This is a genomic window from Mycoplasmopsis lipophila (assembly GCF_045276895.1).
Lineage (GTDB): Bacteria > Bacillota_I > Bacilli_A > Mycoplasmatales > Metamycoplasmataceae > Mycoplasmopsis > Mycoplasmopsis lipophila.
Genome location: NZ_CP174165.1, coordinates 255,219 through 278,531, shown reverse-complemented (window position 1 = coordinate 278,531; position 23,313 = coordinate 255,219). Strand labels below are relative to the sequence as shown.

The following is a 23,313-nucleotide window of genomic DNA, read 5'->3' as shown; positions in this document are numbered from 1 at the left end:
AATGGTTAAACCAACAAAAGAACAACTTATAGAAATTGTAAAATCAATTATGTTAGAACCTAAACCAGAAGTTATAAACCAAATTTTAGAAGATTGAAATAATTTAGAAGATGAATTAAAAGTTCTAAATAAAATTGATACAACAAATATAGAACCTTTGTCTCATATAGATGAAAAACCTTTGATAGATTTTCTAAGAGAAGATGAACCTAATATGAATTCATCAATAAGTAAAGACAATATTTTAAGTAATGCACATCAAAAAGATACTGATTATGTAATAGTAAATGATAAGGTGGTTAAATAATGAAATTAATTAACTTAGGTGATTTTGAAAAGGCAAAAAAAGAACTTTTAAATGATGATAATAATGCAGTTTCTTTTATTTATGAAAAATCTATTAAAAATTTAAATTCTAAAAAAGCTTTATTAAATGATGCAATTTTTACTATTAAACAAAATTTTGCTACTAATGATGCAATTACTAATAGCTCTTCACAAATTCTAAAAAATTTTTTTCCTCATTATAATGCAACCGCAGTTCAAAAATTAATTAATGAAGGAGCAATTAAAGTTGCTAAAGTTAATTGCGATGAATTTGGACTTGGAGGAACAGGAACTTTTAGTGGTTATGGATTAATTCATCATCAAAAGGATAAAAATCGTTATGCTGGTGGTTCTTCTTCTGGTTCTATAGCTACTTTTACCAAAAATATATCTTTTGCTTTAGCTTCAGATACTGGAGATAGTGTACGTTTACCAGCTTCATATTGAGGAAAAGTTGGATTTAAACCTAGTTATGGAGCAATTAGTAGATATGGAATGTTTGCTTATGCTTCTAGTTTAGATACTGTTGCTTATTTTGCTCATAATGTTAATGATATTGCTTTAGTTTCTCAAAGTTTATTTGGTAAAGATGAAAAAGATTTTACTTCTAAAGATATAGATTTAAGCAATATTAAAAAAAGCAAACCTCAAAAACTTATTATTTTAGATCTAGATTTTTTAAAACCATATGTAAAAAATAATTATGATAAGTTAATTAAAAATCTTCAAAAAGAAAATATAAAAATAGAAATAATAAAGCCAAATAAATATTTACTTTTTGCTATTAAACCAGTTTATAACATCATTTCTTTTTCTGAAGCTTCCTCAAATTTATCTAATCTAAATGGGATTAGTTTTGGAAATACCATAGATGGCGATAATTGAGAACAAATAATGACTAACACTAGAAGTAAAGGTTTTGGTTATATGGTTCAAAAAAGATTAACATTGGGTTCATATTTTCTTCATTCAAATAATCAAAAAGATATGTTTGTAAAAGCACAAAAAGTAAGAAGAGTTATTAAAAATTATTTTGATAAATTACATAAAAGAACAGATTTGGTTATTTTTCCTTGTTCTTCAGGTATAGCACCTCTTTTTAATGAAAAAATTAACAATGGTTATATGGACTATATTTTAACTGGTGCTAACTTAACTGGCAATCCTTCCCTTTCTCTTCCTTGAATAAATTACAACAACTTGTTTGTTAATTTATCCTTAGATGCTGCTATTTATAAAGATGAAAATTTATTATCATATGCTTTATGATTTGAAGAATTTATAAAAGGAGATAAATATGAATAATTTTGAAACTATTATTGGTATAGAAATTCATTTAGAATTAAATACTAAAACCAAAATGTTTTCTCCAGCTCCTATTGATTTTAATGCTATTCCTAACACTTGTGCTAATCAAATAGATTTGGGATATCCCGGAACCTTACCTTTAATAAATAAAGAAGCAGTTATTTCAGGAATAAAATTAGCTAAAGCTTTGTCTATGGAAATTGATGATGAATTACATTTTGATAGAAAGAATTATTTTTATACAGATTTACCTAAAGGTTTCCAAATTACTCAATTTTATAGACCAATTGGTAAAAATGGTAAATTAAAAATTCAACTTAAAAATGAAGAAAAAATTATAAATATAGAAAGAATTCATTTAGAAGAAGATACTGCTAGACAACATCATAATGAATACACTCAATTAGATTATAATCGTGCTGGTGTTCCTCTTATCGAAATTGTTTCATATCCTGAAATGTGTTCTTCTGAAGAAGCAGTTGCTTATGTAGATATGATTAGAAGAACTGCTTTAGCATTAGGCATTTCTAATGCCAAAATGGAACAAGGTTCTTTAAGAGCAGATGTTAATGTTTCAATTAGACCAATAGGATATCAGGGATTTGGAACTAAGGTTGAAATTAAAAATATGAATAGTTTCAAAGCAATCAAAACTGCTATAGATTTTGAAATAAATTATCAAAAAGAACAAATTCTTAAAAATATTCCTATTTTGCAACAAACCAAAAGATTTGATGAAAATAGTCAAAGTAATATAGTAATGAGAACTAAAACTTCTGCTATTGATTATAAATATTTCCCTGAACCAAATATTCCATTTATTAAGCTAAGTAAAAAATTTGTTTCATCTGTTAGAATAAATGAATTGCCTTGAGAAAAAAAGGAAAGATATCAAAGAGAAAATATTTCTCCTATTTACATAAATAGTTTATTAGATGACATAGATTTATCTAAATATTTTGATTCTATTAAATATAAAGATCGTGAAAAATTATCTAAATTGTTTTTTGCTGAAATTGTTTCATTAGCAAATTTCAAAAATATTCATCCTTTAAATTTAAATATTTCTAATAAATTACTTGAAAAATCGTTAGAACTATTAGATAAGGAAGTAATTTCAGGTAAATCATTTAAAAAACTCATTACTTTATTGCCCAACTTTAAAGGTGATTTAAATAAACTTATTAAAGATAATAGTTTAGAACAAATAAGTGATAAAAACATTTTATCTAAAATGATTAATGAAATAATTGATACAAATCTTAACCTGATAAATGAATATAAAGATAGACCCGAAAGAGTTATTAAACAAATTTTAGGAAATGTAATGAAAATTTCTAATGGACAAGCAAATCCAACTATTGCTAATGATTTAACGTTAGAAATTCTAAAAAATAAGTAAAATTAAATTAATATGAAAAAAGAATATCAAATTATTCCTTTTTGAAAAGAAAAGAAAATAAAAAATATTTATAACAGAGAATTAAAAAATTCTTGAATAAGTAAAAATATTGTAAAAAAACAAGAAAATAAATTTGTTTTTTTTGAAAAAATTATTAAATTTTTCATAAAAATTATTTTATGAATGGTAATTTCAAAAGTTGTTCTTAAAAACAAAACTAAAACTAATGAATTAATTGATCGAACTTTTAAAAAATTTAATTCAAAAGATTTTGGCTTTATCCCATATTCTACTGCTTTTTATTTTCTTATTTCTTTTGTCCCTATTATCACTTTACTTATTTTTATGCTTTCAATTATTCCGGGATATGAAAAAATATTTGTTGAACAAATTATCAATAAAATTTTGCCTGGGGTTTCTAGCTTAATAGATTTAAGCAAAAGTTTAACATCTTTAAATGCTGCTGCCACATATACCACAATTATAATTTTGTTAATTTCTTCTATTTGATTAGCATCATCGGGTTTTGGTAAATTTATATATTCTCAAAATTATATTTATAATCATTCTAATTTAGGGAATTGATTAAAAAACAGGCTTAAAGGAATGCTTATAGTTATTGGAATTATCGTTTATTTATTTTTAACTTCTGCTTTTTATATATTTTTATATGACGCTTTTAATAAAAATATAAGTAACTCTTTAGCACAAAATATATATTTTTATACTTCTTTCTTAATTTATTTATTTATTATCACTTATCTTGGAATAGGAATGTTATACAAAGCTGCTCCTTCTTTTAAATTATCATGAGCAATGATAAATCCTGGAATACTAATTACTACTATTCCTATTGTTATATTCATAGGTTTATTCGGTTCTTTAACTTCTTTAATAAATTATGGGAAATATGGAATTGTAGGAATCTTTATGTATGTTGCTATTTTTATAAGTTTTTTAACTTACTTTATGTATTTAGGAATAGTAGCAAACGAAGCTTATTACAAAACTTTCTTTTCAACTCGTACTATATCGAAAAATAATAAATTTAATTAAAAATATGTAGAAATTTAACCTACATATTTTTCTTTATTTTACTATAAACAAGTGGAATAAATTATTTTTCTATAACTAATTCTATTTTAAAAGTTCCTATAATTAAATCATTAACTTTTAATAAATATTCAATTAAATGAAAATTTGGTTTAGTTTCTAATTTTTCTAATAAACTAATAATTTCTATTTCTCCAACTGTTTCTATATTATATTTATTTAAAACTTCTTGTCCTAAAACAAATTCTAAATTAGAACCTACTGAATTAATATATGCTTTATCATTTTCTATTTTTATAGAAACTAATGTATTGATTTCAGGGTCATTAAATTCATAATGATAAAATCCATCTTTATTTTCGAATTTCAATAATTCTGAAGTGAATTCAACTTTTCCAGGTTGACCATTTTGCACATATTCTGACTTAAATTTTAATTTCATTTCTTTAATCTTTCTTTTATTATTGTTTCGCCAAATAAATAAATTGCTTTAGCTAATTCAGGGCCATGCTCTACATAAGTAGTTGCTAATCTAATAGGCATAAATAAATTTTTACCTTTTTTATTAGTTAATTTTTGAGTTTCATTAATTGTGTTTTGAATATTTTCGATTGTAAAAGTAACTTCATTTAAAAGTTTTGAAAAAGTTTTAATAACTTCGATATCATTATTCTCTATTTGTGGGACAATTGTTTTTGAACTATCATCATATATTTTTTTATATTCTAAAATTTGAGAATAAGTATAAGCATTTTGTTTATATGTATCTACAAATAATTTAATTCATTCTTGATTTGATTCTTTACCAAGTTTTAATATTTTTATTAATTCTAATGTATCAATATTTTTAATATATTGTTTTGAAAACCATTGCATTTTTTGAATATCAAATTTAGAAGGAGATTTGCTTAATCTACTTGGATCAAATGCTTTAATAATTTCTTCATATGACATTATTTCAATATTTTCAGCAGGTGATCAACCTAATAAAGCTAAAAAATTAAAAATTGCATGAGGATGGTAACCTTCATTTTTATAATCTTCAATAAATTGTTTTAAAGAAGTATCTCTTTTTGAAAGTTTTTTTCCTTCCATATTTGTTATTACTGTTAAATGTCCAAATAATGGTGGTTCTCATTTTAAAGCATCATAAATAGCTAATTGCTTAGGAGTATTAGTAATATGTTCTTCACCTCTTAAAACATTAGTTATCTTCATATCATGATCATCAACAACTACAGCAAAATTATATGTTGGATAACCATCACTTTTTTGAATAACTCAATCACCAATTTCGTTAGAGGCAAAAGATATTTTTCCTCTAACCAAATCTTCCCATTCATATGTTTTATTCTTTGGCATTTCTAAACGAATAGAATAAGCTTTTGCCTTATCTCTTTTTTCAATTTCTTCTTTAGAAAGCTTTAAATAATTTCTATCATATCTAAATGAAGGAATACCTTTTTTATTGCTTTCTTCATGTTGTTTTTCTAATTCTTCAGCAGTGTCATATGCTTTATAAGCTAAACCTTTTTTGATAAGTTCGTTCGCTATTTCTTGATATCTTTCAAGTTTTTCACTTTGGCGGTATTTGCCACAATTAGGATTAGGTTTAAATGGGCTTTCATCAGGAATAATTCCTAACCATCTTAAATTATCTAATTGCGATTTTTCTCCATCCTTTACATTTCTTTTAACATCTGTATCTTCTAATCTAAATACAAAATCTCCACTAAAATGTTTAGCATATAAATAACAAAATAATGCTGTTCTAGCTCCACCAATATGTAAATATCCAGTTGGACTAGGAGCATATCTAGTTCTTATTTTTTTTATATTCATAATGTTTATTATTATACATTTATATTGATAAAAATAAAAATAGTAATAACTTTTTTAATTATCACTATTTTTATTTTTATTCCTATTTTATAGGTATATTCATAAAATTTATTTAGTTATTTCTAAGGTTTTATTATATATTTCTATAAAAAGATTTTCATCAATTTCTCTTTGTGCAAAAAGAATATTTTTAAAACATTTAAATATATAAATGATTCTATCTTGAACATTATCAAATTTTACATTTGTATCAAATGAAGAATAATTTAATGCTCAAATAATAAAATATTTATAAAATCCTTTTTTAGTTCTTATGTAAGAAGCGTTATTAATATATGAAAAAATCATATTTAAATTTAAAACATTTTCTCTAAATATCCATTTTTTCTTTCTTATAGTGAAATTAATATTATTTTTATAATCATATTTAAACAAATCAAAATTTTCTATTTCATCATAAGTTATTTTTATTTCTTTTAACTTTTTTTGTTTTGCGATATTTATACATATTTTTATCATTACATAAAATGTGTATATTAATGAAGCTATAGAAATTCCTAAAAATGTCATATGACTAACTTGATAATCTTCATATTTTAGTTTATTATTCAAATTCATATTTAAAACTCGATAGTAATCCAAAATAACTAATACAAAAAATAAGCTTATTATTATATTTATTAAAATTGAAAATATATTTTGTAATAAGTAAAACTTCAATTGCTTTTGTTGAAACTTAAAAAATACATTCTTTTTAATAGATTTATCAATAAAATTATTAAAAATATGAATAACACCAGTATCAATAATTGGGATAACTGAAAGAAAAGCAAAAATTAATGTAAATAATAATTCCATAAAATTCCTTTTATTCTAAAATCTTTTTTAAATATTGTCCGGTAAAACTATCAGAAATTTTTGCTACTTGTTCAGGTGAACCTGTTGCTACTACTTTACCACCATGAATTCCTCCACCAGGACCTAAATCAATTAAATAATCACAAGATTTAATTACATCTAAATTATGTTCAATAGTTATAATAGTATCTCCTCCATCTACAATACGATTTAATACATTTAATAATTTTTTAACATCATGAGTGTGTAATCCCGTTGTTGGTTCATCTAAAACATAAATAGTTTTTCCAGTAGGTTTTTTTTGTAAATAAGTTGCTAATTTAATTCTTTGTGCTTCTCCACCTGAAAGAGTTGTAGAAGATTGACCTAATTTTATATAACCCAAACCAACATCTATTAAAGTCTGTAATTTATCTTTAATAATATTTCTATTAGCAAATAAAATATATGCTTCATCTACTGTTAAATCCAAAACATCAGCAATATTTTTATTGTGATATTTTATTTCTAATGTTTCTCGATTATATCTTTTTCCATCACATTGATCACAAGGTATAAAAACATCGGGCAAAAAATGCATTTCAATTCTTATATAACCATCGCCATCACATTTTTCACATCTACCACCAGGAACATTAAAACTAAATCTTGATTTAGTATAACCTCTACTTTTTGATTCTTCAGCAGAAGCAAAAATTTCACGTATATCATCAAAAACAGAAGTATAAGTAGCAGGATTTGATCTAGGAGTTCTACCAATTGGGTTTTGGGTAACTTGTACAATTTTGTCTACATTGATTAATCCAGTAATAGATTCAAAACTTCCTACTTTTTTATTAATTAATGATTTAGTTAACATTTTTTCAATACCTTTAACTAAAATTTCATTAACTAATGTACTCTTTCCTGAGCCAGATACACCAGTAACCCCTACTAATTTTCCTAAGGGAAATTTAACTTCAATATTTTTTAAATTATTTTCTTTGGCTCCTTTAATAACTATAACATTGCCATTACCACTTCTTCTTATATTAGGAACTTCTATTTTTCATTCTCCTGATAAATATTTTCCCGTAATTGATTTTTGAGAATTTTTAATATCATCTATGGTTCCTTGAGCAACTACTTTACCTCCATGAATTCCTGCTTCAGGTCCTATATCAACAATGTAATCTGCCATTCTCATAGTTTCTTCATCATGCTCAACAACAATCAAAGTATTTCCAATATCCACCATATTTTTTAAAGTAGCAATAAGTTTTTCATTATCTTTTTGATGTAAACCAATAGAGGGTTCATCTAAAACATATAAAACTCCAGAAAGCTTAGAACCTACTTGAGTAGCTAATTTAATTCTTTGACTTTCTCCACCAGAAAGGCTTTCCGCAGTTCTATTTAATGTTAAATAATCTAACCCTACATTTTCTAAAAATGAAAGTCGATTTATTAATTCATTTAAAATTAAATTAGCAATTTTATTTTCTTCAGCAGTTAAATTTAAATTTTCTATAACTAATAAAGCATCATGAATGGACAATTTAGAAAAATCTTCAATATTTAAATCATTAACTTTAACTGCTAATGCATATTTATTTAATCTAGCACCTTTACATACTGAACAAGTAAAAGTCCCCATATATTGTTTTAATCAATCTCTAATTCTTTCAGAAGTTGTTTCTATGTAAAGTCTTTCAATTTTAGAAACAATACCTTCAATTTTTTTACTTCTTCGTAATTTATTACCATTAACTGATTCTAAAACATATTCAATTTCTTCAGTAGAACCATACTTAATAAGTTTAATTTCTTTTGCAGTTAAATTTTCAATAGGAGTATTAATATCAATATCATAATGTTTTAATAAAACTTCAAATTCTTGTCATTCAAGATTTTGAGAATTAACAGTATTTTGAAAATATTTAATTCCACCTTCTTTTATACTTCTTCATTTTTCTGGAGCAATAGCATCAAAATCAGCCTTTAAATCTACTCCTAAACCTTTACAATTTTGACACATTCCATAAGGAGAATTAAATGAAAATAATTTAGTGTCAATTTTAGGCATATCAAAATCTTTGTAAATGCAAGAGTGTTGTTTAGAATAAGAAGTAATATTTTTATCAATCACTTCTACTTTAACCATTCCTTTACCATAATCAATTGCAATATCAATAGCTTCTGCTAAACGATTATAATTTTCTTCATTTAGAATTAAACGATCAATAATAATATCTATATTATGTTTTTTATTTTTATCTAACTCTATTTTGTCATCTAAGGTATAAATTTGTTCATCTATCTTAACCCTTATAAATCCTTCTTGTCTCAATTTATCTAATAAATTTACAAAAGTTCCTTTTTCATTTTCAATTACCGGAGCATAAATAATTATTTTTGAATTTATATCATTTTTATAAATGGAATTAATAATGTCTTTATTAGTTTGTGTTTTGATTGGAATATTATGATTTGGACAATAAGGAATTCCTATTCTGGCCATCAATAATCTAAAATAATCATAAATTTCTGTAATGGTTCCTACTGTTGAACGTGGATTATTGTGAATAGTTTTTTGTTCTATAGAAATAGAAGGAGATAATCCTTCAATAGAATCGACTAAAGGTTTAGAAGTACCTCCCAAAAATTGTCTAGCATAGCTACTCAAACTGTCTACATATCTTCTTCTTCCCTCTTCATAAATAGTATTAAAGGCAAGAGATGATTTTCCTGAACCAGAAAGACCAGTAAAAACTACTAATTTATTTTTAGGTATAGTTAAATCTATATTTTTTAAATTATTTTCTTTAGCTCCTTTAATAACTAAAAAATCATTATAATTGCTCATTATTTTTCTCCTTATTTAACTATAAAATAGTTATTTCCTTTAAATTTAATTCTAATGAATAAAGTTTTAAATCTTCTCCTTTTTCAAAACAATCAAAATTAAGGATTTGCTTAATATCATCTATTGTTCCATAATCATTATTCAAAAAAATAAAATAGCTTAAAAACTTTAATGCATCTTTTTCATATTCTAAATAGTCGTAAAGTCAAAAAAGTCCATCTTCAAAAGAAAGTTTTTGAAGACATTTTTGAGTGCTTTCTCCACCATAATACACAAATAAATCCGGATTAGAAAAATGGTGATATTTTAAAAAAATTAAAAGTAATACAATAATGAATTCATCATATTCATCATCTAAATCTATTAATATTTTATTTTCATTGATTTTTTTAGATAAATAATTTTTAACTTCTTTATCTAAAATTGGAGAATTAATTAATATTTTTTTAATTGCTTCATAAATAGAAAATTTACTAAATTTAAGAGTTTTAAGTTTAGAGTTGCTTTTAATTGAAAATAAATTTATTAGCATATTTACTCCTTATTTTCAATTTCTGAAATTAAATCTCTAATTTCAATTGCTTTTTCATAATTTAATTCTTTTGCCGCTTGATTCATTTGCTTTCTCAAATCATCAATTATTTGTTGTTTTCCCAATTTTGAATTTTTGTCTTTTGCCTCATTTGTATTTTTAAAATAAAATTCAATAGCACCTTTTAACCCATCACCATTTATTGGTTCAGGAATAGGTTTGATAATTGTTTTGGGTACTATATTATGTTTTTGATTATATTCAATTTGTAAAAACCTTTTATATTTATTGTCTTCAATAGTTTCTTGCATACTTCTAGAAATCGTATCAGCATAAAAAATAACTTTACCATTAGCATTTCTTGCTGCCCTACCAGAAATTTGAATTAAACTTTTAGTACTTCTAAAAATTCCTTCTTTATCAGCATCTAATACCATAATCAAACTAACTTCTGGTAAATCAATTCCTTCTCTTAATAGATTAATACCAACCACCGTATCATAAATACCTTTACGCAATTTTCTAAGAATTTCATTTCGTTGAAAAGTATTATATTCAGAATGAATATAAGCGATTTTTTCATTTTTAGTTTGAAAATATTTAGTTAACTCTTCTGCCATTCTTTTTGAAACTGTTAAGATTAAGGTTCTTTCATTTTTTGCTTTTTGTTTTTGCAATTCATCATAAATATTTTCTATTTGGTTAGTTGAAGGTCTTACTTGAATAATAGGATCTAGAAGACCTGTTGGTCTAATAAATAATTTAGTTATAACTCCTTGTGTTTTATTTAATTCATAATCTGCAGGAGTAGCAGAAATATATACCTTTTGAAATTCTTCAAATTCTTCTTCAAATTCTTCAAATTTTAAAGGTCTATTATCTAATGCTGATGGTAATCTAAATCCATAATCAACTAAAGTTTTTTTGCGTGAATGATCACCATTATACATTGCATTTAATTGAGGTATCATCATATGTGATTCATCAATAAAAAGTAAAGGTTTAATTTTAGATAATTTAAAATAATCTAATAATGTATATGGTCTTTCCCCTGGTTTTCTACCATCCAAAAATCTTGAATAATTTTCTATTCCTGAGCAAATTCCAAATTCTCTTAATGAATCTAAATCATTTCTTGTTCTTTCTTCAATTCTTTGTGCTTCCAAAAGCAAATTATTATCTTGAAAATATTTAATCCTTTCTTCTAATTCAATTTCTATTTCATTACAAGCTTTTTCCATTATGTCGTTACTTAAGGTATAAGCATCACCTGGAAAAATTTTATATTCTTTAAAATCTTGAATTTTAATTCTTGTAATTTTATCACATAAGCAAATATTTTCAATTTCATCACCAAAAAAATCAATACGTATAAGTTCATCACTGGCATAAGATGGTTTAATAAAAATTGAATCACCTCTAACTGTAAAATTACCTGTATTTAAATCCACATCATTTCTTTGGTAATTTCTTTTAACCAATATTTTTAAAAAATCATTACGTTTAATTTTTTGTCCTACACTTATATTGTAAATGCTTTGAAAATATTCATTTGGATTTAATTCACCATATATGGCCGCAACTGAAGCAACTACAATAGTATCTTTATTAGTTAAAATAGAATTAATAGCTGATAATCTCATAGCATCTAAATCATCATTTATTTTGCTAGTTTTATCTATGTAAGTATCACTAGATGGTAAATAAGCTTCTGGACGATAATAATCAAAATATGAAACAAAATATTCAACTTTATTATGAGGGAAAAATCCTTTTAATTCACTATATAGCTGACTTGCTAGAGTTTTGTTATGAGATAAAACTAAGACTGGTCGATCAATTTCTTTTATAACATTTGCTATAGTAAATGTTTTCCCAGAACCTGTAACCCCTTGCAAAACTTGATTTTGCATTCCTTCTTTTATATTATCAACCAATTCTTTGATAGCTTCTGGTTGATCACCAGAAGGTTTATAAGAAGAAACCAATTCAAATTTCATATCATTTTCATATTGTCCATTTTTCATAATTAAAATTATATTTATTATTAAAAAATAACTCCAAAAATAGAGTTATTTTATGTTTTTCTTACAATTATTGTTCTGCTGGTTGTTCAGCACTATTTTTATTAACTTCTAATAATTTTTCTTGTAATTCTTTTATTTCAGCATCTTTTTTAGCTAATTCATTTAAATAATCATTATTCTTATCTTTAATAGTAGTTTCTAATTTTTCAATCTTAGCATATTTAATATGCATCATAAATTGAACTACATAAATTGTAACTTGTAATACTTGTCATACTAAAGCATTTAATATGTAACCTTGAATTCCTAAATTTGCTAATCCAAAAATTCAATATAAAATTCAACATACATTAGCAATTAAAAACACAACTACTAAACCTAATGACATTCCTTTAAAATTTTTAGTTTCAAATGATTTAAGGATTTGAGGAGCAAAAGCAAAAGTAGTTAACATAGGAACAATAGTTGATAATACAGAAGTTGTATTAGCATCAAAATTAACTTTCATAAAGGTTCCTATCATTCCGGCAATAATAGAAGATATTGAGATGGAAGAAGCAATGCCTAAAACTACTCATTGCATTTTTTTTCTTTTTTCACCACTTGCATATTTATACAATGTATATAAATCAGCAATATAAATTAAAGAACAAATTGCGTTAGCAAAAACCGCTGGTACTAATTTATCTGCTGAAAAACCTCCAAAAATTACTCAACCATTTATAGCAACAAAAAATATTCAAAATGAATAATATTTAATTTCTCCAACTTTTTTTTCTTTTAAAATTTTCACTAATTGTGGAATACTCATAGAAATAGTCATAATGGCTGCTACAAGTCCAAATAAAGAGGCTAAGAAACCTGAAGTTTGATAATTAGATTTCATACCAAAAAATTCAATAAATTTTTCCATAATATTATTAATTATAAATAAAAGATGTTTATGTAAAAGAATTTTTATTATATAAATTTAATTACTTTGTTTTATAATAATCTACTATATTTTTTGATAGAAACATTTTATTTTTAAAAAAGGAGGTGATTATGAATTTTGAAAATTTTAGAAAAAATTTTATTAATGTTATTACATCTGATAGATATCATGATTTATTAGAAATATATAATTTAATACACTTTGAAACTATTCAATGAATGAAGAAAAAAAATATTGTTTTTGTTTGTTTACCTATAACTACACAATCTATATCTAGCCCAATGGGTATAGGTTCTGACTCAAAACCATATAAAGTAAAATCAATTGAAAATAATAATGAATTTTATTTAGCAGATTCTATGCAATTTTATTTAGAACTTTTGCTAAGAGCAAAAAATTTAAATAAAGTTGGATATTTCACTAATACTTTCAGAGGAGAAAATGTAGATAAAAGACATTTACATCAATTTAATCATTTTGAAATAGAGATAAAAGGAGATATAAAATTATGTAAAAATTTAGCTTTTAATTATATTAAATATATAGTTAAAAAAACTATTTTAAATCTCAAAGATAACAATTTAATAAAAACCAATTTAAATAATTTGAATGATTTTATCAACAAAAAATATTACGATTTAGATTATTTTGATGCTATATCAATATTAAAAAATGATTGTCCAAGTGGTATAACAAATAAAAATAATATAAACTCAATAGGGGAAAAATACTTAATTAAAAAATTTAATAATAGTGGTATTTTTTTAAATAATTTTCCAGCAAAATTAGTACCTTTTTATCAAAAAAATGTTTCTAATAGAGCAATAAATTCTGATTTCTTAATAGGAATAGGTGAAACCATTGGAATGGGTCAAAGATGTGAAACATATGAAGAAACAATAAATTCCATTAGATTACATAATAATAATCCTAATGAATATAATTGATACTTTAAAATGAAAAAAGAAAAACCTATGCAAACTTCTGGATTTGGTGTTGGAATAGAAAGATTAATATTATTTTTAATAAATGAAGATGATATAAGAAATGTTGTTGTTTTACCAAGGGATACAAATGAAAATATTGAACCATAAAAATGAATTATTTGAATTATTGAATAATTCATTAATAGAATACAATAAAAAAAACACAACTAATTTATCTTTAATTATTACTGGTTCTTATGCTTTATCAGAATATAAATTAACTAATAGAAAACCAAATGATATAGACTTATCATTTGTAGGTAATACAAATTTTTATGTTGAAAAAGATTTTATTTATTTTTTGAATTCAAAAATTAATTCTTTTATAGAAAGAGAAGATGATAATTTAATTACGCTAAATTCAACTAAATTTGGAAAAATTGAATTTGTTTTATTTAATCATATAGATAAAAGCTGAATAAAACCTATAAATGAATTTTTATATATTGTTGATTCAATTTTTTTAATATTAGGAAAAATAACAATGTTAAATTACATTATGTCTGATTATTATTTACATAATGATAAATATGAAAAAATTACAAATACTTTGAATGACATTATTTTTATAGATAATAAAATAAATTTTTTCGAAAATGTAAATTATGAAGAAATAAAAACATACTTATTCGCAATAATAAATAATTCTTGTTTAATTTTCATTTATTATAAATACGATAAATTTTTATGGTGACAAAAATATAATTATTTTATTGAACAAAATAAAATTTTTATGCCTATATTTTTGAAAATAAATGATTTTTTTGAAAATATAAAAAAAATAAAAAATATAACTAATTTCATTTCCTTTAATGAAATTTTAGTAAAAAATTTTTATGATGGATTTATGAAGAAAATAATAAATGATTATGATTTTATTTCGCCTTCAGGAAATGAAGATATATTTATAAACAAAATTTTTAATAATATAAATAAAATAAATGGTGGTTATATCTTAAATGAAAATGAAACTTCAAATCTACTATTCATATCGCATTCAGATGAAGCTACTGGTATTTTAGTAAATGATCAAATTTATAATTTAGGTACTATAAATTGAAAACCAACAAATAATTTGGACTTATATGATAGAAAGGGTAATAAAATTTATCAAAACATAAAATTTAAAATAAATGATAACTATATTTTTTCAACTGAAAAAAATATAAAAATAAATAGACCTAAAATTGAATTTTTAAATAAAAATGAAATTAAATTAAATAATAAACAACCATATTTTATAGTTTCTAATGAAAAATCAACAATAAAAAATTTTAACTTTTCTAATAGAAATAATGATAATAAAATAAATGTATTTTTATTAAAATGAGTAATTCAGAATTTTACAAAAATACCTAATATTCTATTAACTAAAAGTGAAGAAGTTGGACTTTCAGGAATAAAATCATTGAAAAAAAATATAAAAAGCAATATGTGTATTAATTTTGAAGTATCAGAACAAGACAATTGAGAAAAACATGGAATTTTAATAAGAATAGCTGATTTTTTTACTCCATTAAAAATTGATTTTTTTGACAAAATAAGTAATTTATTAAATATATACTCAATACCATATGATATTTATTATGGTTCGGGTTCTACAGATATAACTGAATTAAATGATATAGATAATTCTATTACAATAGCAATACCATCTAATTCAATACATTCAATGTCTTCAATGATTAACATAATAAATATTATTTATTTATTAAAATCAATTTGAATATTAAATGAAAACTTAAATTAATAAGGAATCTATATGCAAGCTAAAAATAAAACTAAATATTCAAGTTCTTTAATTTTATCAATGATAGGTTCAGAAGCATTTAAATTAGGAACAGCAGTATATATCTATAAATTTACTAATAGTTTTTGATTAGTTTCAATTTTATATTTACTTATTCAAATACCTACTTTCATTTCTTACTTATTAAACTATAAAATAACTAAAAAAGGAAATTTAAAACATATTCTTTTAGGAACTGATTTGGCAAGTTTTATAGTCCTTTCTATAATATTAGTTGGTTATTTTATAATTATTAAAACTAATAATTTATTTGGTTTTTCTATCTTTTTATTAGTAATAAATTCTCTTTTGAGTATTATTCATTCTTTTAGATTTATAGCTTTAAAAACTATCATTTATTATGTTTCTGATAATGAAAAAGATATAAAAACTTATAACATCTTAACAACTATTTCAACTTCCATAGCGCTTTTATTAGCACCTATATTTTCTTTAATTTTGTTTAGTAAATTACCTTTTTGAACTCTTATATTATTAAATATGGTTACTTATTTTATTTCTGGATTTTTATATTTTTCATTTAAATTAAATGAAAATTCACTTGAATTAGTTAAAGAACAAAAAGAAGATAATCCTAACCAAAATATTAAACAAAATAATATTTTAAAATGAATTTATACTTTCTCTGCTAGTTTTATTATAGGCATATTTTTATTCCCAAAACAATCTGGAATGTCACAATTTTTTAAAATTATAGATTTTGATCCAAATAAATGATCTTTCTTTTTAACTATTATTTTTGCTATTTTTGGTTTAATAGGTAGTTTATTATCTTTAATTATAAGAAATAAAAATATTAAGTTAATTTGAGTTTTAATACCAATGAATTTAATCTTCTTAATAATTATTCCTATTTTATTTGTAAATATAGATAATAAATTTAAAAATATAGCATATTTAATCACTATTGGATTTCAACAAATGCTTTATTCATTCTTCATTACTATTTTTTATACTAACTCTTACTTTTTATTTAGTAAAGATAAATTTAAAAATAACACAATCTATACATTAATTTTTAGAATTATAAGTTCATCAATAATTATTATTTTATTAACTTTAATAACTAATAAATTTAACTATTTCATTAGTTTTGCAATATTTGCTTCACTAATAACTATTAGTAGCATAATAATTGTTATTAGTGAAAATTTAATAATGAAAAACAAAAAAAATAACAAGTAAAATTAAGCTTGTTATTTTTTGAATCCTATATTTCTAGGCAAATACAGTATGTTTTGTAAATCATTGTAACATTCTAACCGGTAAAAAGAAAATTCCATAAATACCAAATGTTACTAATGTTAAAAGTAATCATTTAATATAAGGGCCCAATAATTGTACTCCTGTTCCATTAAATTTTAATCTTTTTCCATTTATAACAGTATGTGAAATAAGTCATCTATTAAAAAATACAATAACTCATGGTAAAGCTAAAAATAATGTAGCAGCAGATAAAATTACTAATAATACAAATAATAATCTCATCCCAAACATACCCCATAATTGATCCAGTTCATTGTGATTCTGATTTGTAAACTTGATTTTCCATAATTTTCCTTAATTTATTTAAATTTAATAAATATTATTTAAATTAAAAAATCTCAAAATTGCATAAATATGTCAAATTGGTCTATTTTTGTCAATATTTGATGTTTTAATTGAATTAAAAAAACTTTTTGTTGTGGATTTAACAATTTGCTATTTACCCAACTTATTAAACCTTTTAAATCATAAATATTAAAGTATTTATATTCATTATCAGTAATTTTTCATTCTGATAATAAAAATGGAAAAATATCTTTAAATAAAATATCATAAAAAGTTTTATATTTTTTCGGATAAATCAATCAAAATTGCAATGTTTTCTGATACTAAATTACTATTTATTGATAAAGGATGTTTCCATATTTTTTTATTAATGGATTCTCTTATATAATATCACTATATTTTTCTAATATTTGTTTTGCCATTTGTTTTGATTTTTGAAACATAATTTCTGTTTTATTAGCTAGATAAACTAATTCATTATCCGTTATTGATGAATTCATTTCATATTCATATTTTTTATCTTTTTTACATGAAACTGACATCATACTAATAAAAGGTATAGAAGCAATAAAACTTAATCCTCAAAGCATTTTTCTTTTCATATTTTATTAATTCCTTTCTATTATTAGAATAATACCAATAATAATAACTAATTTAAAAAACGTATTTACCTATAAAATAGATAAATACGTCAAATTATTAAATTTTTAAAGTTTGTGTAAACGTTTAATTTCTTTAAATTTTTCTAATTCTTGATCACTAGATAATACAAAATGATCGCCATTTATTTTTTGTCATTTAGGTTGATTATTTTCATCATAATTATGCATTGTTAAATCATATTGGTACCCCAATAAAGAACCTTTTTGTGATTCGATTGAAGGGACTGCATCTAATAAAGATTTAGTATAAGGATGAATTGGATTATGAATTATTTCTTCAGTTTTTCCAACTTCTAATAAAGTACCTTTGTTGATAACAGCTATTCTATCCGATATATATTCAACCATTCTTAAATCATGAGCTATAAATAAAATAGTTAAATTAAATTTTTCTTTTAGTTCATTAAAAATATTGATAACTTGTGCTTGAATAGAAACATCTAATGCAGAAATAGGTTCATCAGCAATTAATAATTTAGGCTTTAAAATAACTGATCTACATATACCTAAACGTTGTTGTTGTCCTCCAGAAAATTCTAATGGGAATCTTCCTAAGGCTGATTCATCTAAACCTACTTGTTTAAGCATATTGATAATTAGCATTTTTTTAATTTGCTTATTATTAGAAGATGATAATTTTTCTTTTTCTGTTTTTGCATTATCCATATATTCTTTTAAGGGAAGATATATACTAGGTTTATCTTGGCTTCTTAAAACAATTTGTTCATATATTTTTTTAAAAACATATTCATTTGATATCTCAGGACTTTTATTAATTTCTTTAAAAGCTTCAGAAATTTTTTCAAAAAGTGGATTTTTTGAATCATTTTTGTTAATTTCTTCATTTAAGTAAGATATTACATTTTGATCAAAATCAATTTGAAATAAACCTTTTAGATTTTTACTATTAGTAAGTCCTTCTGAAACTACTCATTCAACATTTTTATAAGGATTTAATGAATTAGTAGGATCTTGAAAAATCATTTGAACTTTATTAATCATAAATTGAACTAAATCTTTATATGTTTTTGAAATTTTAAAACCTTTATACATATTTTTAGGAATAATTCTATCTTCAATTTTTATATAACCAAAATCATGTGGAGTTAAACCAATAATTGCTCTTCCAGTAGTAGATTTTCCAGAACCTGATTCACCAACTAATCCTAAAACTTCTCCTTCATAAATATTTAAATTTAAATTTTTAATAGCATAAAATTTTTTTGTTCCTGAAGTATAAGCAATATCTAAATTTCTAATTTCAACCAAAGTTTTTTGATTTTCTTTATGAGAAAGCATTTGTTCTGTCCCATCTATAATTAAACGACATTTTTGCTTTCCAAACATTCCTTTTTCACAATAATATTTAGACATTATCACCTTCTTTATTATCTGATGATTTTTGATTTAAATTATTTTCTTCTTCTGATTTTCCAATAAGTTCTTGCACTAATTGATTATGTATATTTGCTTTATTTTTATAAAAATTAAAAATATCCTCTTTTACATAATAATTTTTTCCATATAAAGAAATAATTTTTTCTTCATATTTTTTTCAAAGTTTTTCAATTACTTTTGGAGGTGTTACTTTTTGAGAATGTTCATTTAATAATTCTGATTTTACAAAATGAGTTGGTGATATTTGATAAAATGATGGTTCTTTTTCAAAATCTATTTCTAAAGCATATTCATTTCTTACTGCAAAAGCATCGCCTTTTATATTATTTAAATTAGAAGGAACTGCTCCATTAATAATATGCAATTTTTCACCAGTATTGAAATCTGGCATAGAAGAAATTAAACCTCAAGTATATGGATGCATAGGGTGCATTAAAATTTCTTCTTTGGTACCCGCTTCAATAATTTGACCAGCATACATAATATTAATATAATCAGCTATAGAAGCAACTACTCCTAAATCATGAGTAATAAAAATTGTAGAAATTTTAAAGGTATTTTGTAATTCTCTAACTATATCTAAAACTAAGGCTTGAACAGTCGGATCTAAAGCAGTTGTTGGTTCATCCATAATCAATAATTTAGGTTTTAAGGAAACAATGGCTGCTAAAGCAATTCTTTGTATCATTCCACCAGAAAGTTCATGTGGATAACATTTCATTACTTTTTCTGGATTATTGATTTTAGTTAATTCTAAATATTTAATTGCTTCAAGTTTTGCTTCTTTTCTCTTTTTAACAATTTTATTTATAAGCATGCCTTCTATTATTTGTTCACCTACTTTCATAGTGGGATCTAAAATAGACATTGGGTTTTGAAAAACTGCTGAAACTATTCTTCCTCTTAATTTTGAATTTTCTCAATCTTTCAAGGTATAGTTTTGAACTTCCATTCCATAAAGTTTTACTGAACCACTTTCAAAAATAGCATTATTCCCTGTTAGTCCATATAAAAGAGAAGTAATTACTGATTTACCAGAACCTGATTCACCTATAATTGCATGAATACAACCTTCATAAGTTTTAAAACTAGGTCCTCTTAAAACAATACTTTTTTCTTTAGGGTTAGCTGGATTAGCAAAAGATAAATATACATCTTCCACTTCTGCTACTATTTTTCTTGGCTTATTAAAAACAAATTCCATTTTTGCATTTTCAATATATTTTTGAAATTCTTCGAATCTATTTTCTGGTTTTTTTATTTTAAACCAAATAGGAATAGTTGTGGTAAAAAAATGTTTAGTGTTTTTATATAAATTAACAAAAGATTTACCTAAAGTAACTCAAAAATTTTCTTTTTTAATACCTTCCATAATTCTTATACTTTTGGGTTCTGGTTTATTTTGATATTCTAAATAAGTTTTAAATAATCTTGAATAACCTGAATCATTTAGAGAAACTTCAGGCTCAAAAATTTTTAGCTCTTTTGGAACAATAATTTGTTCTTCCTCTTGAATTTCTACATTATTAGTTAATAAATTTTTAATATTACTTTGAGTTGATGTAACTTTTTCTTCTTCAATTATTGTTTCTTTTTTAATTTCTTCACTAATTTTTATTTTTATATTTTTAGTTGCTTTTTTTTGTTTTAATTCATTTTTATTATTTTTTTCTTGTTCTTGCATAACATATTCCTATCTTTGTCTTAATAAACTATCTTGAACAGCAGCAGACATTAATTGAATACTTGTAGTAACTAAAATAAGCATAGTAGAAGGAATTAAAACATAACGTGGTGAAGTAGCAAAAATTTTAGAACCCTCATTAATTAAATTTCCTAAAGTTGATTTATTAGGAATTGAAAGTCCGATGAAAGCTAAAGAAGTTTCAGAAAGAATAACACCAGGAATATGAAACACAATTTCTGTAATCAATAAAGGTAAAACTACTGGTAAATAATTTAACAAAACTCTATATGTAGGAGTGCCTAATATTCTAGATGCTGAAACTCATTCATAATTTTTTGCTCTTAAAACTTGAGAACGCATTTGGTTAGCTATTCCTGTTCAAGAGGTAAAAGTTAAAGCAAACACAATTACTCAAAATGTTGGATTTAAAACAATAGTAATAACAATTAAAACAATTATTGAAGGAACATTAGAAATTATTTTAATTATAAAAGTCATTATTTTATCAAACATACGATAATGTCCCATTAATATTCCAAAAAATAAACCTAAAGTTACTTGAATAATTGTAGTTACTAAAGCTAAGGCTAAAGAATATCTTAAACCTCATCATAATCTAGCAAAAATATCTCTACCTTTTCCATCAGTTCCTAAAATATGACCATTTTGAAAAAAAGTATTAAAAGCATGATTAGTATTTAATGATTCGGGATTTTGAGTAAAAAAAGGAATAATTAAAGCACATAAAATTAATAAAGCTAATGTTACAAAACCAAAAATTCCACCTTTGTTTCTACTATATCTATAAAAAAATTCTATTCATGGTTTTTGTTGAACATGCATAAATGAAGTTTCACGATATTTTATAATTTCACCCATCAATTTGTATTTTTGATAATTGATAGGTTGTAAAAATTTATTTGGTACTAATTTTTCTTCTTCAATTTCTAATTGGGTTTCTAATTCTTTAATTTTTGACATATAAATTTTACCTCCTATCTTTTCTTTCTTACACGTGGGTCAATTAATTCATAAAGAACATCTCTTAAGGTATAAGATAAAATGGTAATTAATGAAAATAATGAAACCATAAATAAAATAATATTGTAATCTTTTGAAGTAATGGCTTGAAGTAATAAACCTCCAGAACCAGTAATAACAAAGATTTGTTCAACAAATAATGAGCCTATAAAACTTCCGAAAATAACCACTGGGAAAAAAGTTGCTATAGGAAATAATGAAGGCTTAAGTGCGTGTTTTCAAACAAAACGGGTTTTTGATAAACCTTTTAAATAGCAAAATTTTGCATGTTGAGAATTTAATTCACGATTTAGTTCAGCTCTTATATATTTAATATAAACAATAATTGAACCTAAACTTAAAGCTAAACCTGGTAAAACATAGGTTGCTAGATTTTTTTCATCAAATAAATATGGAATATTTAATGCTCTTCCAATTAAAAGTAATAATAAAGCAAAAACTAATGAAGGAATAGATGAAAAAATTGAAACTACAACCGTTGCTATATGATCAGGTAATTTATCCGGATTCATTCCAACATAAACTCCAATAGGAATTCCTATTCCTAAAGTTAATATAACCGAAAAAATACCTATATAAAAGCTTTTTAAAAATCTAACTCATATAAAATCATTAATTTTAGATCCTGGAAAAACTGAAAATGATAATCCAAAGTCCCCTCTTAAAAGATTCTTTAAATAAATCCCATATCTTTGCCATAAAGGTAAATTAAGTCCATATTGAGCTTCAATAGCTTTTTTCTGTGCATCATCTAAATTAGATGAAATAGCAGTAGAACCAGGAACTGAATTAATCAAGAAAAAAGTAATAGTTATAACAATTCAAGCGACTACTAAAAATTCTAAAATCATTAAAAGTGCTTTATTAACTCCTTTAATGGCTGGGTTTTGAATATTTAATATTTTTTTATATCAAGGAATTTTTATTTTAATTTTATTTTCAAAATCTACAAAAGAATGGTTATAAGTAACTTTTTTAGAAGTTTCTAAATTTTTTATTTCTTGTTCATCGAAAATTTGAAATTGATTATTTTCATTTGAATTCATTTAT

General features: G+C 23.1%; 21 protein-coding genes. 7 read left to right on the top strand and 14 right to left on the bottom strand.

The window, feature by feature from the left end; genetic code table 4:
* Window position 1 precedes the first annotated feature (1 nt).
* From ACJA27_RS01195 to ACJA27_RS01180, 4 genes are read left to right on the top strand one after another with little or no spacing between them, the layout of a single operon-like run.
* Entirely contained in the window at window positions 2-307 is a 306-nt protein-coding gene (locus tag ACJA27_RS01195; protein ID WP_406618171.1) for an Asp-tRNA(Asn)/Glu-tRNA(Gln) amidotransferase subunit GatC, read from the top strand.
* Window positions 307-1,632 carry an amidase family protein gene (locus tag ACJA27_RS01190; protein ID WP_406618170.1) on the top strand — a complete coding sequence of 442 codons (1,326 nt, stop codon included), beginning with the start codon at window positions 307-309 and terminating at the stop codon, window positions 1,630-1,632. The genes ACJA27_RS01195 and ACJA27_RS01190 overlap by 1 nt, the downstream gene beginning before the upstream one ends.
* The gene (gene gatB, locus ACJA27_RS01185) at window positions 1,625-3,037 is read left to right on the top strand and encodes an Asp-tRNA(Asn)/Glu-tRNA(Gln) amidotransferase subunit GatB (protein ID WP_406618169.1); all 1,413 of its coding nucleotides are present in this window, start codon (window positions 1,625-1,627) and stop codon (window positions 3,035-3,037) included. Before ACJA27_RS01190 ends, gatB begins: the two co-directional genes overlap by 8 nt.
* Before the next feature lie 12 nt (window positions 3,038-3,049).
* Window positions 3,050-4,093 (top strand): YihY/virulence factor BrkB family protein, encoded by a 1,044-nt coding sequence (locus ACJA27_RS01180; protein WP_406618167.1) that lies wholly within the window; start codon window positions 3,050-3,052, stop codon window positions 4,091-4,093.
* Between the two features lie 61 nt (window positions 4,094-4,154).
* On the opposite strand, the gene ACJA27_RS01175 is transcribed toward ACJA27_RS01180, so the two are convergent.
* The 7 genes from ACJA27_RS01175 to ACJA27_RS01145 all read right to left on the bottom strand — a co-directional run bounded on the left by ACJA27_RS01175 (window position 4,155) and on the right by ACJA27_RS01145 (window position 13,107).
* Window positions 4,155-4,532, bottom strand: a complete 378-nt coding sequence (locus tag ACJA27_RS01175) for a hypothetical protein (RefSeq protein ID WP_406618165.1) — start codon at window positions 4,530-4,532, stop codon at window positions 4,155-4,157.
* Window positions 4,523-5,926 (bottom strand): glutamate--tRNA ligase, encoded by a 1,404-nt coding sequence (gene gltX, locus ACJA27_RS01170; protein ID WP_406618294.1) that lies wholly within the window; start codon window positions 5,924-5,926, stop codon window positions 4,523-4,525. Before gltX ends, ACJA27_RS01175 begins: the two co-directional genes overlap by 10 nt.
* 114 nt (window positions 5,927-6,040) lie before the next feature.
* The gene (locus ACJA27_RS01165; protein ID WP_406618163.1) at window positions 6,041-6,790 is read right to left on the bottom strand and encodes a hypothetical protein; all 750 of its coding nucleotides are present in this window, start codon (window positions 6,788-6,790) and stop codon (window positions 6,041-6,043) included.
* A 10-nt stretch (window positions 6,791-6,800) separates the two neighbouring features.
* Window positions 6,801-9,635, bottom strand: coding sequence for an excinuclease ABC subunit UvrA (gene uvrA / locus ACJA27_RS01160; protein WP_406618162.1), 2,835 nt, complete (start codon window positions 9,633-9,635; stop codon window positions 6,801-6,803).
* A gap of 19 nt (window positions 9,636-9,654) precedes the next feature.
* A complete protein-coding gene (locus ACJA27_RS01155; protein ID WP_406618161.1) occupies window positions 9,655-10,167 on the bottom strand; it encodes a hypothetical protein in 513 nt (170 codons plus the stop codon).
* Between the two features lie 2 nt (window positions 10,168-10,169).
* Window positions 10,170-12,194 carry an excinuclease ABC subunit UvrB gene (uvrB, locus tag ACJA27_RS01150; RefSeq protein WP_406618160.1) on the bottom strand — a complete coding sequence of 675 codons (2,025 nt, stop codon included), beginning with the start codon at window positions 12,192-12,194 and terminating at the stop codon, window positions 10,170-10,172.
* Window positions 12,195-12,261: 67 nt separating this feature from the next.
* Entirely contained in the window at window positions 12,262-13,107 is an 846-nt protein-coding gene (locus ACJA27_RS01145) for a PQ-loop domain-containing transporter (RefSeq protein WP_406618159.1), read from the bottom strand.
* 131 nt (window positions 13,108-13,238) lie between these two features.
* On the opposite strand from ACJA27_RS01145, the gene ACJA27_RS01140 reads away from it, so the two are divergent.
* From ACJA27_RS01140 to ACJA27_RS01130, 3 genes are read left to right on the top strand one after another with little or no spacing between them, the layout of a single operon-like run.
* A complete protein-coding gene (locus ACJA27_RS01140) occupies window positions 13,239-14,222 on the top strand; it encodes an asparagine synthetase A (RefSeq protein ID WP_406618158.1) in 984 nt (327 codons plus the stop codon).
* Window positions 14,203-15,864 (top strand): hypothetical protein, encoded by a 1,662-nt coding sequence (locus ACJA27_RS01135; RefSeq protein ID WP_406618156.1) that lies wholly within the window; start codon window positions 14,203-14,205, stop codon window positions 15,862-15,864. Before ACJA27_RS01140 ends, ACJA27_RS01135 begins: the two co-directional genes overlap by 20 nt.
* A gap of 12 nt (window positions 15,865-15,876) precedes the next feature.
* Window positions 15,877-17,109, top strand: a complete 1,233-nt coding sequence (locus ACJA27_RS01130; RefSeq protein WP_406618155.1) for a hypothetical protein — start codon at window positions 15,877-15,879, stop codon at window positions 17,107-17,109.
* Window positions 17,110-17,142: 33 nt separating this feature from the next.
* Here ACJA27_RS01130 and ACJA27_RS01125 read toward each other — a convergent pair whose 3' ends face one another.
* The 7 genes from ACJA27_RS01125 to ACJA27_RS01095 all read right to left on the bottom strand — a co-directional run bounded on the left by ACJA27_RS01125 (window position 17,143) and on the right by ACJA27_RS01095 (window position 23,309).
* Window positions 17,143-17,412 (bottom strand): hypothetical protein, encoded by a 270-nt coding sequence (locus tag ACJA27_RS01125; RefSeq protein ID WP_406618154.1) that lies wholly within the window; start codon window positions 17,410-17,412, stop codon window positions 17,143-17,145.
* 101 nt (window positions 17,413-17,513) lie between these two features.
* Window positions 17,514-17,774: a hypothetical protein gene (locus ACJA27_RS01120; RefSeq protein ID WP_406618153.1), complete on the bottom strand. Its 261-nt coding sequence runs from the start codon at window positions 17,772-17,774 to the stop codon at window positions 17,514-17,516.
* An 81-nt stretch (window positions 17,775-17,855) separates the two neighbouring features.
* Complete coding sequence (locus ACJA27_RS01115) at window positions 17,856-18,077, bottom strand: hypothetical protein (protein ID WP_406618152.1); 222 nt, start codon at window positions 18,075-18,077, stop codon at window positions 17,856-17,858.
* A gap of 105 nt (window positions 18,078-18,182) precedes the next feature.
* A complete protein-coding gene (locus ACJA27_RS01110; RefSeq protein WP_406618151.1) occupies window positions 18,183-19,511 on the bottom strand; it encodes an ABC transporter ATP-binding protein in 1,329 nt (442 codons plus the stop codon).
* Window positions 19,504-21,219: an ABC transporter ATP-binding protein gene (locus ACJA27_RS01105; protein WP_406618149.1), complete on the bottom strand. Its 1,716-nt coding sequence runs from the start codon at window positions 21,217-21,219 to the stop codon at window positions 19,504-19,506. Before ACJA27_RS01105 ends, ACJA27_RS01110 begins: the two co-directional genes overlap by 8 nt.
* Before the next feature lie 9 nt (window positions 21,220-21,228).
* Entirely contained in the window at window positions 21,229-22,203 is a 975-nt protein-coding gene (locus tag ACJA27_RS01100) for an ABC transporter permease (protein WP_406618148.1), read from the bottom strand.
* Window positions 22,204-22,217: 14 nt separating this feature from the next.
* Window positions 22,218-23,309: an ABC transporter permease gene (locus ACJA27_RS01095; RefSeq protein ID WP_406618147.1), complete on the bottom strand. Its 1,092-nt coding sequence runs from the start codon at window positions 23,307-23,309 to the stop codon at window positions 22,218-22,220.
* Window positions 23,310-23,313: the final 4 nt, after the last annotated feature.